13 protein-coding genes are annotated in these 14,869 nt (G+C 26.8%); 5 read left to right on the forward strand and 8 right to left on the reverse strand.

Features of this window, described 5'->3' with window-relative positions; genetic code table 11:
* Positions 1-4 precede the first annotated feature (4 nt).
* Positions 5-742: a TrmH family RNA methyltransferase gene (locus BLV71_RS09225; protein ID WP_093870266.1), complete on the forward strand. Its 738-nt coding sequence runs from the start codon at positions 5-7 to the stop codon at positions 740-742.
* On the opposite strand, the gene BLV71_RS09230 is transcribed toward BLV71_RS09225, so the two are convergent.
* The 8 genes from BLV71_RS09230 to BLV71_RS09270 form a co-directional block, all read right to left on the reverse strand.
* On the reverse strand, positions 739-1,692 hold the full coding sequence (locus BLV71_RS09230; RefSeq protein ID WP_093870267.1) for a hypothetical protein: 954 nt from the start codon (positions 1,690-1,692) through the stop codon (positions 739-741). The genes BLV71_RS09225 and BLV71_RS09230 overlap by 4 nt on opposite strands.
* Before the next feature lie 168 nt (positions 1,693-1,860).
* The gene (locus BLV71_RS09240) at positions 1,861-2,853 is read right to left on the reverse strand and encodes an ATP-grasp domain-containing protein (protein ID WP_093870269.1); all 993 of its coding nucleotides are present in this window, start codon (positions 2,851-2,853) and stop codon (positions 1,861-1,863) included.
* Positions 2,854-2,898: 45 nt separating this feature from the next.
* A complete protein-coding gene (locus tag BLV71_RS09245) occupies positions 2,899-3,099 on the reverse strand; it encodes a hypothetical protein (protein WP_093870270.1) in 201 nt (66 codons plus the stop codon).
* A gap of 251 nt (positions 3,100-3,350) precedes the next feature.
* The gene (locus BLV71_RS09250; protein ID WP_093870271.1) at positions 3,351-5,651 is read right to left on the reverse strand and encodes a TonB-dependent receptor; all 2,301 of its coding nucleotides are present in this window, start codon (positions 5,649-5,651) and stop codon (positions 3,351-3,353) included.
* An 83-nt stretch (positions 5,652-5,734) separates the two neighbouring features.
* Positions 5,735-6,517 (reverse strand): response regulator transcription factor, encoded by a 783-nt coding sequence (locus tag BLV71_RS09255; protein ID WP_143032773.1) that lies wholly within the window; start codon positions 6,515-6,517, stop codon positions 5,735-5,737.
* Complete coding sequence (locus tag BLV71_RS09260; RefSeq protein ID WP_093870273.1) at positions 6,492-7,106, reverse strand: deoxynucleoside kinase; 615 nt, start codon at positions 7,104-7,106, stop codon at positions 6,492-6,494. The genes BLV71_RS09255 and BLV71_RS09260 overlap by 26 nt, the downstream gene beginning before the upstream one ends.
* Before the next feature lie 55 nt (positions 7,107-7,161).
* Positions 7,162-7,842, reverse strand: coding sequence for a response regulator transcription factor (locus tag BLV71_RS09265; protein ID WP_093870274.1), 681 nt, complete (start codon positions 7,840-7,842; stop codon positions 7,162-7,164).
* A complete protein-coding gene (locus tag BLV71_RS09270) occupies positions 7,835-9,430 on the reverse strand; it encodes a sensor histidine kinase (protein WP_093870275.1) in 1,596 nt (531 codons plus the stop codon). The genes BLV71_RS09265 and BLV71_RS09270 overlap by 8 nt, the downstream gene beginning before the upstream one ends.
* Positions 9,431-9,546: 116 nt before the next feature.
* Here BLV71_RS09270 and BLV71_RS09275 point away from each other — a divergent pair, with 116 nt between their 5' ends.
* The 4 genes from BLV71_RS09275 (at position 9,547) to BLV71_RS09290 (ending at position 14,842) form a co-directional block, all read left to right on the forward strand.
* A complete protein-coding gene (locus tag BLV71_RS09275) occupies positions 9,547-10,266 on the forward strand; it encodes a TlpA family protein disulfide reductase (protein WP_093870276.1) in 720 nt (239 codons plus the stop codon).
* Positions 10,266-11,120 (forward strand): GLPGLI family protein, encoded by an 855-nt coding sequence (locus BLV71_RS09280; protein WP_093870277.1) that lies wholly within the window; start codon positions 10,266-10,268, stop codon positions 11,118-11,120. Before BLV71_RS09275 ends, BLV71_RS09280 begins: the two co-directional genes overlap by 1 nt.
* Before the next feature lie 74 nt (positions 11,121-11,194).
* Positions 11,195-12,058: a GLPGLI family protein gene (locus tag BLV71_RS09285; protein WP_093870278.1), complete on the forward strand. Its 864-nt coding sequence runs from the start codon at positions 11,195-11,197 to the stop codon at positions 12,056-12,058.
* 30 nt (positions 12,059-12,088) lie between these two features.
* The gene (locus BLV71_RS09290; RefSeq protein WP_093870279.1) at positions 12,089-14,842 is read left to right on the forward strand and encodes a carboxypeptidase-like regulatory domain-containing protein; all 2,754 of its coding nucleotides are present in this window, start codon (positions 12,089-12,091) and stop codon (positions 14,840-14,842) included.
* Positions 14,843-14,869 lie beyond the last annotated feature (27 nt).

The raw sequence follows: 14,869 nt of genomic DNA on the forward strand, positions 1-14,869 counted from the left end.
TTTAATGAGTTTATCTAAAAATAATATAAAACTAATAACTAGTTTACAACAAAAAAAGTATAGACAAAAGCATAATTTATTTGTTGCTGAAGGAATAAAAGTAGTAAATGAATTATTAAAATCTAGTTTAGAAGTTTATCAGATATTTTGTGTAGATGAATCTTTGGAATTTGAAAAGAATATAGAAGTAATTTTAATTTCTGAAATTGAATTAAAAAAGGTGAGTTCATTAAAAAGTCCAAATAAAGTATTAGCATTATTTAAAATTCCTGAGGAAATATTGACTAGAAAAGATGATTTTATAGTAGCTCTTGATGGAATAAATGATCCTGGTAATTTAGGAACAATTATCCGTTTATGTGATTGGTTCGGTATAAAAGAACTTGTTTGTTCAGGCAATACAGTAGATTGTTATAATCAAAAAGTGGTGCAATCAACTATGGGGTCTTTAACTAGAGTTAATATTTATTATACTAAGCTATCAGATTATTTACAAACTACAGGTTTACCTGTTTTTACTGCAGACATGGATGGTGAAAATGTATATAAAAAATATTCATTACCACAAAAAGCTATTCTAGTTATGGGGAATGAAGCGAATGGTATTTCGCCAGAAGTTGCTGCTATAGTTGAAAATAAATTAACTATACCTCGATTTGGAGAAACCCAACAAACTGAAAGTTTAAATGTTGCTACAGCTACAGCAATTTTATTAAGTGAGTTTAAAAGAAGGCTAGTTTAGTTTTCTGTAAAGTTTAAAGAGAACTCAAGATTATTACTAACAACCCCTAACTGTTTAAGAGATACATATTCTTTTTCTTCTTTCCATTTACCAATATATGGATTGTAGTTACATTCTGTTGAATGGAACCACTCCTTTTCATTTCTTTGCTCTGGAACTCTATTGTCTACGCACATATATTTAAACTCACAATCTTTACAAACATCACAAATATCTTTATGAACGTTCCAAAGCTTTTGAAATTTATTACTGCTAATAACTCCATTGAGTTTTTGTATTAAATTTAAATCAGTCAGATTAGCAAATACATCTACAGATTCGGGTGTGTTTTTAATTTCTCCTTTATTTCCGATGTATATTTTTTTATTAAAATAATTATGGTGAAAATGAGATTCTACGAATAATTGGTAATTAAAATCTACAGAATCTCTATGTACAAAAGGTCTGTTATCTTTTTGAGTAATTAGTATTCTAAATCTATTTTTTTCTAGTAACATTTCTTTGTTGTTTGTTACAATAGTAACAGATTCAGGGAAAGATTTATCTTTTATTTTTTCTTCAATCTGATTAATAATATTATTGTTAAGATGGATAACTAAATTTGGGATACAAATTTTTTCGCAAATATCAATTACTTTGTCGATTCCTAAAGAAGTAGAGTAGTTGTAAATTAAAAACTCAATGTGATATTTTGATGCGTATTGCAACTTTTTTTCAGGAAAGTTATTTTTAATATTTTCAGGAATTTTATAAACCATTCTATTTTCTATCAAAAAATCAAATAAACCAGGCGTTACGTCTTCTTTTTTAAAAAAACGCTTTTTTATTAATCTATGAATTTCAACAGCTTGATTGTTTTCTATATGAAATAGTTCATTGTTTTTAAAATTACCTAAAATACTTTTTTTATAGCCTTTAGTTAAAGTTAAGTTACTTGAAATTACAAACATGTTTAAACTATTTTTTTTGTGGGTACTGTAAAAAAGTTCCAATTTGACCTACTGTTTTTTGAGTAAAAACTATTGGTCTCTTTTTTGATAAATCCTTTTTTAGAAAATGAACGGGTATTTAACATATCTAATGGAAATTTATGCTTCTTAATAAAATCTTTATATTCTTTAGTGTCCTTCATATTTAATTATTTCTTGTGCAATTACTTTATTTAAATCTATGCCACAAACAGCACCTAAATATCCAAACTGACCAATAGGATTTACTTCTAAAAAGTAATACTCATCATCTTCTGTATAAATAAAATCAAAAGAACCTGTATTTAATTTTAAAGACTTCATTAATTGGAAAATTTTTGTTTTGAGAGAATCAGGAATCGTATAGGGTTCGTCTAAGTATGGGTTTTCTGTATTGTACACACGACAATCAACAGCAGATTCTTCATTCATTTGAGAGAAAATAGCCATTGCGTAAATTTTTTTCAAGAAAACGAAGACTCTAATTTCAAATAGTTTTTTTATTTCTTTTTGAATAAGGGAAGTCATGAACTCTTCAGAAGAAGAAGTGTTTTCTATTCGTGCTGTGTAATTTAAAAACTTTTGAGTTTTTGTTTCCATTTCTAGCGGAATCGCAAGAGTTTTTGATATGTAATTTTCGTTTGAATTTAAATTATTGAAGTTTGTTTTTAAATAAGTATGAGGAATTTTAAAACCACATTTTTTAGACTCCTCTAAAACAATAAGCTTGTTAATAAGAGCTAAACCCCATAAGCCAATAATATTATATTTTTTTTGAAAAAAATATGCAAGAAATTCATCTAAATTCTGAATATAACTGTAAAAGTAATCTTTAACTGAGTTCTGTTTTAATAAAGTGTCTGGTATTTTATTGACATTGAATTTTAACTCACCATTTCTAATAAAAACAGTTTTCAACTTATTTAAGTTTATTATAGTTTCATCTTTTTTATCATCAATTAATAAAATCATCTCTTCAGTTTGCATGTTGTAATTATAAATACTAACAACATCGTTATGAGTATTAATGCAAAAAAAGTTAACTTTAAAATATGCTAACCAATCAGCAATAGATTTTAAATTCCTGTCATTTTCAGAAGATAGTATTAAAAATTCTGGGTGTTTTATTATTTTTTGATTCATGAATAATAATGAAAACCACCACTTTTAAGTGGTGGTAGGTGTTATTTAAAATCTGAATGTTTGTTTTTTAGCATACACATCAAGGTCATAATGACCATTAATATAACATCTAGCAGCTAAATCACCTTGAGTTTCACCATTTGGACCTACGCTTTGTGTTTGTTCCCAATTTGGAGCTCCCCCTTTTATTTTGTTTAATTCTGATTTTTCGTTTTCAAATTTTTTAAAACTTTCAAATTTTTTCATGATTAATAGATTTTGGTAAGGCCTACAAGTTTGTAAGTGTAGTCTTCTTGTTAATAAATACTTGCATAGTTTTTTAATCTGACAATTAAATAATCTATGACTTGGGTAAAGTGTGTCAGCACTTATTTGTTTATATAACCAAGTATAGAGTACTTATTTTTATTACCCTTATTAAATGATTAAAAATGAAAATTTTTAAAATAGTTGCTTACGTTTTATTTTAATTTATTGATATTGTGTTGTTTATGGGGTTATCTAATTCTATTCATATTTCTATTAATGTTTTTGTTTGTATTATTAATTTTATTAATTTTTCCAAAAGAGTATTTTAATGAAAAGGCTATTTCATTAGCATCTGTAAAAAAAACATTTTTGACATTTAACTTTTGTAAAGAATAAGTTTCTCTAAACTCCATAGTATTAAAAATATCATTGAAACTAACAGTGAAGTCTAATGAGTTAAATAGTTTCTTATGCAACGAAGCATTTAAAACAAAAATTGATTCTCTCGTAAATATTCCCTCTTTTCTGTTTGTTAGTCCCCAAAAGTCAAAAGCAAAAGAACTTGATTTGTTTATTTTAAATTGATGATTAGAGTAGTAGTAAAGGTAAGGTGAGAGTGAAGTATTTAAAGCTCTAGTATCATTGATAGTATTTAAATGAAAGCTTATTGTATTTGATGATGACCAGAGCTTATATTTTTTAGGAATATTCACTTCTAAATTCACTCCTTTTTCATGTACTAGATTTGTAGGGTAAATAAGAGTTTTATTATTGTTTTCATCATAATGAAAACTATAAAATATAGGATTTTGTTTATGATAATAATTAAAATTAATAGAGTTTTTATTGAATTGATACCTTATGGAAACTTCATTTGTTATAGATGGGGTTAAATGTAAATTACCTCTAAACTCTAAAAAAGGATTAATAAAAGCTGAAGTAGAGGTGGTTGATGAATAATTTGGTCTAGTAATATTTTTACTGTAGTTAAGAGATATAGTTTTCTTCTTATTTATAGCATAAGCGATATTCAATTTTGGAAAAAAATCTGTACTATTTTTCTTAAAAATGATGTTTGAATTTTTTGAATATTTCCCATCAGTTTCGTTATTTTCAAATCGTAAGCCTAGAGAATATTTTAAGGTGCTTAAGTTATTTGAATACTGGATATACGCAGCTTTATTTTTTTCTGTGAAATAATAATTCTGTTTTATAGTATTAGTAAATGTGTTTATAGTAGAATTTGTAGAAGTATTAGTGTAGCTTGTACCTATTTCCAAAGTCTTTTTTTTTTTAAGTTTTTTCGTGTAGTTACTTTTTAGAGTATAGGTGTTTATGTTGAATTTTTGTAATCTATTTATAGTAGTTGTAATAGGTGTTACATTGAATTTATTAGTAATAGAATTGGTTATTCTTTGGTCATAAAAGGTATACTGGGCGCCGAAGAAAAACTCATTAGAATTATTTAGAGATTTTATATAATTTATATTTGAAGTAGAAAAATAACGATTACCATCATTAAAGCTTTTTGTATTTATAATATCACTATTAATGTTTGTTATTGTGTTTATAGTAAAAGGTTCCTTTTGTGTACGGAGATTAGAATTAACAGATAGATGATTGTTTTTATTAAACTGATATGAAAAACTACCTTGAATAATGGCTTGCTTTCTATTTGTTTTAGCTACTACTAAATAATCAGAAGAAATACCTTTATAAGGTATTTGATAATCTGCACTATTACTTTCCCATATTTTTAAATTATTAAAAGAAATGTTTAAGTTGAATCTTGCTTTTTGATGTTTAAAATTAGTAGAAGCATTAAGGTAATTATTAAAGTGTTTTTTAAAAGAAGTTGTTTCAGTTACTGATATTTTCATTCCGTCTTGAATTTCTTTTTTTAAAGTAATAAGTAACAAACTCCTGCCTTCTGCTTCATATTTTGAAGACGGATTATTAATGATTTCAATTTTTTCAATTTGTGAAACACTAAGGTTATTTAAATCATCAATAGAAATCCTTTGATGGCCAATATAAATAAGTGGATTTCCTTTGCCAATTACTTCTATAGATGATTTATTAGATGCTATTTGTATTCTAGGTAATTTAGATAATAAATCTAAAGTATTAGATTCTTTTGATAATCTTGTTTTTGCTACATTAATAATTATGTTGCCATTTTTATTTTCAATTACTTTTTTTGAAGCTGTAATTTCTACTTCAGATAAAATGTTGTTTTTTTCTATAAATTCAAGTTTTAAATGTTGATTACTTTCTAGTTTTATTTCTTTTGAAATTTCAAAATAGCCTAATGAATTTACTTTTAAAAAATAGTTTCCTTTTTTTACCTTTTCTAGATGAAATTTCCCATTATTAATAAAAGTGTATTTAATAATTTTATTATCAATTTTTGAAATTAATAAAACATCACCAATTGTTATAACTTCTTTATTCTGGGTTGAAACAATTCCTGAAATATTGAACTGTTCTTGGCTAAAGATTGAGTTAAGGGAAGTGAAAAAAATAAATACTATAATGAGGTGCTTCATGAATTAAAATTTTGAAGCAAAAAACAGTAATAAAAAAATAAAATAAGAAAGGAAAGAGGGTGATTTTGGTACTAGTACCGCTACTATTTTTTGAAATTAAGTATTAATTCTTTTCTGTTGGAAATATTTAATTTATGGTAAATGTTGGTTATGTGTGTTTTAACAGTGTTTAAACTAATATATAATTCGTTAGCAATTTCTTTATTGCTTTTACCTGAGATAATTAAATTTTTGATGATCTTTTCTTGTTTACTGAGTTCAGGCTGAGTAATATTTTTTGTTTTTCTAATGATTTTTATGCCGAGAATAAGTAATAGTAGAGTAATACTTATTAAAAAATAATTTAATGATTTACTTTTTACGTAGGCATTTTGAACTTCATTAATTTTTATTTTTAAAAGTTCTTTTTCTAAAAAAGCATACTCTTCAGGTATAATATTGCTTCGTGTTAGTTCACTTAATAATGATTTGTAGTAATTGATGTTTAGTAAAACGTCTTTTTTTAAAAGTCCTTTATTATGAAGTTTTTTAAAACTTAAAACCTTTACTGCCAAAATTTGTAAAGAATCTTTTGAATATGAACGTATTTGATTTAAATACGTTTTTTGAGGTTTCTTATTTAAGTTTTTTTCAAAAAAAAGTAATTTTTTCCATTCGTCCTCAGCCTTTTTAAGGCTATAATGAGTACTATTATCTCTTGAGATATTATTAAGTGAATCTTTTAATAATTCTTGAGATTTATAATCAAAATTTAATTGAATTTTGTTTTGTGCATATAATTGAGAACAATAAAATGTAAGAACCAACACGTAGTATATTGGTTGATTAATTCTTATGTTCTTAAAATAACCCATTAATTTGAGCATCAATTTTATCAATGATTGTTCCTAAATCCTCTTGATTTTCAACAAAGTCTAAATTGTCAACATCTATAATAAGTAATTTTCCTTTGCTATATGTGCTAATCCATGCCTCATATCGCTCATTTAATCTACTTAAATAATCAATACTAATAGAGTTTTCATACTCTCTTCCTCTTTTATGAATCTGTCCAACTAGAGTAGAAATATCAGCACGTAAATAAATTAATAAATCTGGAGGAGTAACTAAATTTTCCATTAATTCAAATAAAGAACTATAATTACTATAGTCTCTATTAGTCATTAATCCCATTGCATGTAAGTTAGGGGCAAAAATATGAGCATCTTCATATATGGTTCTGTCTTGGATAATTTTTTTTCCAGATTTGCGCAATTCTAATACTTGGCGAAAGCGACTATTCAAGAAAAACACCTGTAAGTTAAAAGACCAACGCTCCATCTCAGCATAAAAATCATCTAAATACGGATTTTCATCTACAGATTCAAAGTGAGGATCCCAATTGTAATGTTTTGCTAATAATTTAGTTAGGGTGGTTTTTCCCGCACCAATATTTCCGGCAATAGCTACATGCATAATTTGTGAATTTCTATGCGTAAAACTACATAAAAAATTAGAAATGAAAAGAGGTTTAACAAATCAATTTATAACCATAACCTCGAATGTTAACAATTTGTACATTATTATCTTTCTGAAGTTTTTTTCTAAGCTTAGAAATAAACACATCCATACTACGAGCATTAAAAAAATCATCATTACCCCATAGTTTCTTTAAAATAAAAGCTCTATCCAAAACTTCATTTTTCTTTTGTGATAGGTGAAAAAGCAGCTCGTTTTCTCTATGTGTCAATAACTCAGAATCAGTTTTAAAGGTTAAAACTTGTTTAGGATAGTTTAAAATGTAATTACCAATTGTGATTTTTTCTTGGTTAACTTTTAATAAGTTTCTATCAAGTAATGATTGAACTCTAACAATAAGTTCTTCCATTGAAAAAGGTTTTTTTAAATAATCGTTACCGCCGTGATTAAACCCATCAAGTACATCTTTAGTTTGTGATTTCGCTGTTAAAAAAATGATAGGAATTTGTTTGTTTTCCAATCTTATTTCTTTTGCTAATGTAAAACCATCTTTTTTAGGCATCATTACGTCTAAAACTAATACATCAGGATTTATTTCATTATAAAACCTTAAAGCTTCTTCACCATCATGTGCATGATGAACTTCAAAATTCCTCGTTTCTAGACTTTCTTGAATAATTTGACCTAAACTAGGTTCATCTTCAGCTAAAAGAAGTTTTATTTTTTTATCCATTTGGTAAGTTAATTTTAAAGATAGTGTGTTTAGAGTTTGATATTAGAAAAATAGACCCCTCATGTTTTTCAATGATTTTTTTAGTATAATATAATCCAATACCAAATCCTTTTACGTCATGAGTATTTCCTTTAGGAACTCTATAGAATTTATCAAAAATTCGTTCTTGTTGGTTTTTTTCTATTCCTTTTCCATTATCTGCTACTGATATTTCAAGGGTATTTAAAACTTTGTTAACGTTTATTTCAATAATATCACCTCCATATTTTACAGCATTATCAATTAGGTTTGAAACAGCATTTTCAAAATGGAACGTATCAACCTCTGTGTAGTGATTTTCAATACTAGAAGAGAAAGTAATCGTTTTAGAATTGTTAATTAATTGATGCTTTTTTGATGTTTTTTCTATTAAATCAATGATGTTTACTTCTTCTTTTTTTAAGAGTAACTTCTCACTATCTAAAGTAGCAGTTTCTAATAATTTTTCAACCATTTGGTGCAGTTTTTTTAGCTGAATAGAAGAAATAGAAAGGTACTTTTTAGTTTTTTCTTTGTCATCAATCATGTTGAAATTATCAATAGCCTCGATAGCTGCGGATACAGTTGTAATAGGTGTTTTAAATTCGTGTGTTATATTACTAATAAGATCATTTTTTATTTCGGCAAGTTCCTTTTGTTTGTTAATAATTCGAAGTAAATAAAATAAACTACTAATAACAGCTAATGATAAAATAAATGAGAGTAAAATACCAGTAGAACTTCTTTTTAAAGCTTCAATAGTTGGGTTACCATAATGCAAAGCAATTTCTTCATCCAGTTTTAAAAAAGTAGATTTAGCTTCACTAACTAAAGGAAACGTTTCATAGGGTGCCATTTTATTACTAAATATGATAGAATCCTTTTTTTTATGTTGAAAATAATAAGAAGTTAAAATCCCTTTATTTTGCAAGTCTTTACGTAATATTGAATCTATTTTTGTATGGTTTATTGTATCATTTTTAATTGAAATAAACATAGTTTGTAAACCTTTAATAAGTTTTAAACTATCCGTAGCTCGCTTACCAGTGAAAACTTTAACCTTGCTAATTTTGTTGTTAGAATTTATATGAATTCCAGTTTTTTTATCTTTTGAAAACTGTGTAAGTCCAACAATTGGAGTTGGTTTCTTTTTCGATTTATTTATATCCGAGTTTATATCACACATTATGGAATCTATAAAAATAGAATCCATTGCTTCAAATTCCTTAGAACTATCAGTAGTAAATTCTAATGATGATATTTTAAAAGAAACCGAGTCCTTTACTTTTGTTTTCTTTAGAGGAGAGAAAATATCATTTAAAATATTTTGTTTAGCTAAACTATCTTGTTTAGTAGTTTTTTTAGGTTGTATAATAGCAAAAAAGTTTTCTTTACTAAGTTTAAGAAAATATTCTTCAATAGAACTGTCTAGACTTTCTTGTATCTCATTTATAACATATTGTTTGTTTTGCTCATAGTTTTTATAATTCCAATAAAACTGAACAGCAATAGTTGCTAAAATTGTAGCAGAGATTAAATAAAAAATCCAACGATGCTTTTTTTCATTCATATTTCAAAGGTAAGAAGTTAAAGTATATAAAAATTAACGGTTAACACTCGTTAACACTTGTTAACTAAGAGGTAATTAATTGATTTACATATTTGTGGTGTCAAAATAATTATAAAATGAAAAGAATACTAGTTTTTACCGCATTATTAACGGTTTCATCTTTATTAAAAGCACAAACTGTAGTTTATACATCTAATGGAAATGAAATGATGAGTGAATTAAGTTTTAAAAAAGAAAGAGATATTATCAAGAAAAAATTTAGTAAAATTTTTAAAAAAGAAATGTTTGTTGGAACAAAAATTAAAAAAATAGAAAGAAGAAATGATTCAATAATTCATTTTATATCATTTGATGTAAAGGATAAGAAATCAAAGAAGTCAAAAATGGAGAGCTTATTGGGAAAGGAATTTCCAAACTTTAAATTTAAAGATATTACAGGGAAAGAAATTTCATTAGAGTCATTAAAAGGAAAACCTACTCTTATAAATTTTTGGTTTACCAAATGCCCACCTTGTATTGATGAAATGCCACATTTAAATAAGCTTAAAAAGAAATATAATAATTCAATGAATTTTATTTCTATGACTTATGAAAATAAAGATGCAGTAAATAAATTTTTATCTAAAAAGGAATTCAATTTTAAACATATTGTTGATGTAAAAGAATTTACAGATAAATTAGAAATAGAGTCATTTCCTTTAAATGTTTTTTTAGATGAAAATTTAAAAATAAAAGTGCTAGAATCAGGATTGCCATATCAAAGAGTAAATGGGAAAATGGTTATAAAGAGTGCAGATAGTTTTGAAGATATAATAAAAACCTTAAATATAAAATAATGAAAAAAATAATTTTAATAGTATTAATATTAAGTGGAGTATTAATGAATGCTCAAAGCTTTCAAGGAAAGGCAACCTATAAAACACATCGAAAATTTGATTTAAATTTAGATAAAGGAAAGGGGAAGGCTAAAGCTAAAGGAATGATAGACGATGCATTGCAAAAGCAATTGAAGGCTCAATTAATGAAGCAGTTTCAAAAAACATATACCTTAAATTTTAATAAATCAGAATCTACGTATAAGCAAAACGAAGAATTATCATCACCAGGTGGTCAAATGAATGGAGTTCGAATTCAAATTATGGGTAATGGCGGTGGATCTGATATTTTGTATAAGAATATCAATGAAAAAAGATTTTCTAACAAAACAGAAATTAGTGGCAAGCGCTTTTTAATTAAAGACAAACTAACAGATTACGGATGGGAAATGAGTGGTGAAACAAAAAATATTGGAAACTATACATGTTATAAAGCTACTAGAAAAAGAGAAGAGCCTAGAACTTCTTTTTCAATGACTGATGGAGAAAGGGAAGAGAAAAAAGAAACAGTGACAATAGAAACCATTGCTTGGTATACTCCTCAAATACCAGTTAGTAATGGCCCAGGAAGGTTTTGGGGATTACCAGGTTTAATTTTAGAAATTCAAGATGGAAAGCAGACTATTGTTTGTACAGAAATAGTATTAAACCCATCAGAGAAAATGGCTATTAAAGAACCTAAAAAAGGAAAAAAAGTAACTCAAGAAAAGTTTGATAAAATAATGGATGAACATTCTAAAGATATGATGGAGCGTTTTAAAAATAAACGTAAAAGTAAAGACGGAAATTCTTACAGTATTGAAATTCAAGGATAGCAAATTAAACCTTTGGTGTTGTTTGTAGTCTAATTCTTAAATATTAAGAATTATTCAAAAATAACACCAGAGATATGAGAAAAATCACTACTTATTTATTTCTTTTATGTACCATTTCGTTATGGTCGCAAAAACAGTTTCAAGGTAAAGCGGTGTATCAATCTAAAACAACTGTTGATATGAGTTCTTGGGGAGCAGAAATGTCTGAAGAACGAAAGAAACAAATAAAGGCGCGTATGAAAAACTTTTTAGAAAAATCATACGCTTTAAACTTTACGACCAAAGAATCTGTATATAAAGAAGAAGCAAAATTGCAAGCTCCCGGAACTAGAGGATTTCGCTTTGGCGGTTTTACAGGAGGAGGGATTAAATATAAAAACCTTCAGGCAAATAAAGCTCTAGAGTCTGTTGAGTTTTTTGGTAAAAAATTTTTAATAACTGATAATACTGAAAAACCAAAATGGGAGCTTGGTAGTGATACAAAACAAATAGGGAAGTATACCTGTTTTAAAGCTACACTAGTAAAAAAAGTTGATGCTTTTGATTGGAGAAATATGAGAAGGAGAGGAAGAGGTAGAGGAAAAGGAAAGAAACCTTCTGATAAATCAAAAACAACTAAAGTGACAGAGGAAATTGAAATTCCAAAAGAAATTACTGTAACTGCTTGGTATACTCCACAAATACCAGTAAGTAATGGACCTGGACAATACTGGGGGTTACCAGGGTTAATCCTTGAAATAAATGAGGGGAGAACTACCATTCTATGCTCTGAGGTAATAATGAATGTAAAAGATAAAGAAACAAAAATTGAAGCTCCAACAAAAGGTGATGAAGTGACGAGAGAGGAATATAATAAGATTGTGAAGAAAAAAATGGAAGAAATGAGAGAAATGTTTCAAAGAAGAAGAGGAGGAGGAAGAGGAAGAGGTCGTTTTTAAATAAATAACAATAACTTAGTAATTAACAAAATGAAAAAAATACTACTAGTGGTCATTTTAATGACTGCATGGGGTACTTATGCCCAAGTAACAATGAAAGGAGTTGTGAAAGATAGCATTGGAAACCCTCTAGAAATGGCTAATGTAATAGCTATAAACAAACAAACAAAAAAGTTAGACTCCTATGGTTTTACTGATAGTAAAGGGAATTATAAATTAAATTTAAAAAAGAATTCTAATTATAGTATAAAGGTTAGTTATATAGGTAAGAAAACAGTTGAAGTTTCTGTGAATTCAAAGGACTCAGATATTGAAAAAAGTATTAGCATGTTAACAGATGATACTCTTGATGAGGTTAATATAACTTATAAAATGCCTGTAACAGTTAAGGGAGATACTATAGTATATGATGCTGACAGTTTTAAAAGTGGTACAGAAAAAAAATTAGGAGATGTTCTTAAAAAACTACCAGGTATTGAGGTAAATGATGATGGAGAAATTGAAGTAGAGGGTAAGACTGTTAAGAAGGTGATGGTAGAGGGGAAAGATTTTTTTGATGGAGATAGTAAATTAGCTACAAAAAATATCCCAGCCGATGCTATTGATAAGGTTCAGGTATTGAAAAATCATAGTGAAGTTGGTCAGTTAAGTAGTGTTACTGATAATGAAGATAATGTTGTTATTAATTTAAAATTAAAAGAAGGGAAAAAGAATTTTTGGTTTGGAGAAGTTACAGCAGGTATAGGAATGGGAACTAGTAAAGAACGTTATATAGCACATCCTAAGCTCTTTTATTATAATCCTAAGTATAGTGTAAATATAATAACAGATGTAAATAATATAGGGGAAGTACCGTTTACAATGAGAGATTATTTTAAATTTACTGGTGGATTTAGAAGTTTAGGGGGTAGTAGTAATGGAACAAATTTCAATGTTGGGTCTAATGATATATCATTCTTAACACTCCAAAATAATAGAGCTAAAGAGATAGAAACTAAGTTTGGAGCGGTCAATTTTAGTTATTCACCTAAAAAAACATGGGATTTAAGTGGTTTTGCAATTTATTCGGGAAATAAAACTGATATTGAGCAAATGACAAGTAGAACGTATTCAAATGCGACTATTGATAAAAATAATATACCACCTGCAGCTGGTAAAATAATTGATACTGAAACTACTCAAGACCAAACTGATCAAGTAAGTGATTTAGGTTTGTTTAAATTAAGCTCTAGTTATAAACCAAATTCAGCAAATCAATTTGACTATGATATTTTTGCAAAGGTTTCTGGACAAGAGCAAAAACAGTCTACAATTTCAAATAGAACATTCTTAAATGCAAATAACGAAATTGTTCCGATTAATCAAGTTTCTACTCAAAATCCATTTTCTCTAAATCAAAATCTGAATTATTATTATACGTTAAATGATAAAAATATTTTTGCTTTTGAAGCCCAGCATTTATGGCAAGATGAAGATCCTTTTTATAATGCTAAACTTGAACAATTGTCATTTGCTAATCTAATAGGATTAAACTTAACAGCTAATCCATTTGACGTGATGCAAGAGAAAAGAATTAAAACAAACAAGTTTGATGCGAAATTAGACTATTACTATGTTTTAAATTCAAAAAGTAATATAAATGTAACTTTTGGAAGTACATTAAGTAATCAAAAGTTTAACTCTACTATTTTTGAAATTTTAAATGGAAATAGAACTTCGGTAAATAAAACAGAGTCTATAAATGATGTAGATTTTACATTTAATGATTTATATCTTGGTTTACATTATAAATTTATTACTGGTATTTTTACCTTCAACCAAGGATTTACATTACATAATTATACTTCAAAAAACACGCAGTTAGGATCAGTAGTTGATAATAATTTTACAAAACTTCTTCCAGACGCTTCAATAAAAGTGAATTTAAAGAAATCAGAAACTTTACGTTTACGTTATAGTATGCAAACTAGTTTTACAGATGTAAATCAACTAGCTCAAGGATATGTTTTCAATAATTACAATAGTTTGTATTCTGGTAATAGGGAATTAGAGAATTCATTATCACATAATGTAAACTTGAGTTATTTTAGTTTTAATATGTTTAATTATACTAATATTTTCGGATCTATTAATTATAGTAAAAGAATCGATGCAATTAAATCAAATACTCAGTTTTTAGGAGTTAATCAGGTTAGAACTTCTATAAATTCATTGTTTCCAGATGAAACAATTTCAGGAAGGTTAAATTTTCAAAAGAGTTACAGAAAGTTTAAAATCACATTAGGAGGAAATGTTTCTTATGCTAAATCAAATAGTTTAATAACGAATAGATTTAATAATGAGATTACAAACAGGCTATCTAAAACATTTACACAAAGTTATACAACTAAGTTTAGTACAAATTTTAGATCTGCTCCAAACTTTGATGTTGGGTATAATGTTGCAATCAATAATTCTAATATAGGTGGTGTAAAAAATACATTTACAACACATAGTCCGTATATGAATTTAGATGTATTTTTTCTAAAAGAGTTTGGATTTACTTCTAAATATACCTACAATCAGGTTGTTAGAGATGGAGAAACAATTGATAAGTATGGGTTTTTAAGAGCTGATTTAACGTATCAAAAGAAGGATAGTCAATGGGAATATAAAATTGGAGTTACTAACCTTTTAAATTCAAGAAGTTTAAATCAGAACAGTAGTAATGATATTTTTATAAGTAATAGTACATATATAATTCAACCTAGAATAGCGGTACTTAGTATTAAGTACAATTTATAGATAGATTATTTGAATAAAGAAAGGCGA

It is taken from the genome of Tenacibaculum sp. MAR_2010_89 (assembly GCF_900105985.1).
Lineage (GTDB): Bacteria > Bacteroidota > Bacteroidia > Flavobacteriales > Flavobacteriaceae > Polaribacter > Polaribacter halocynthiae.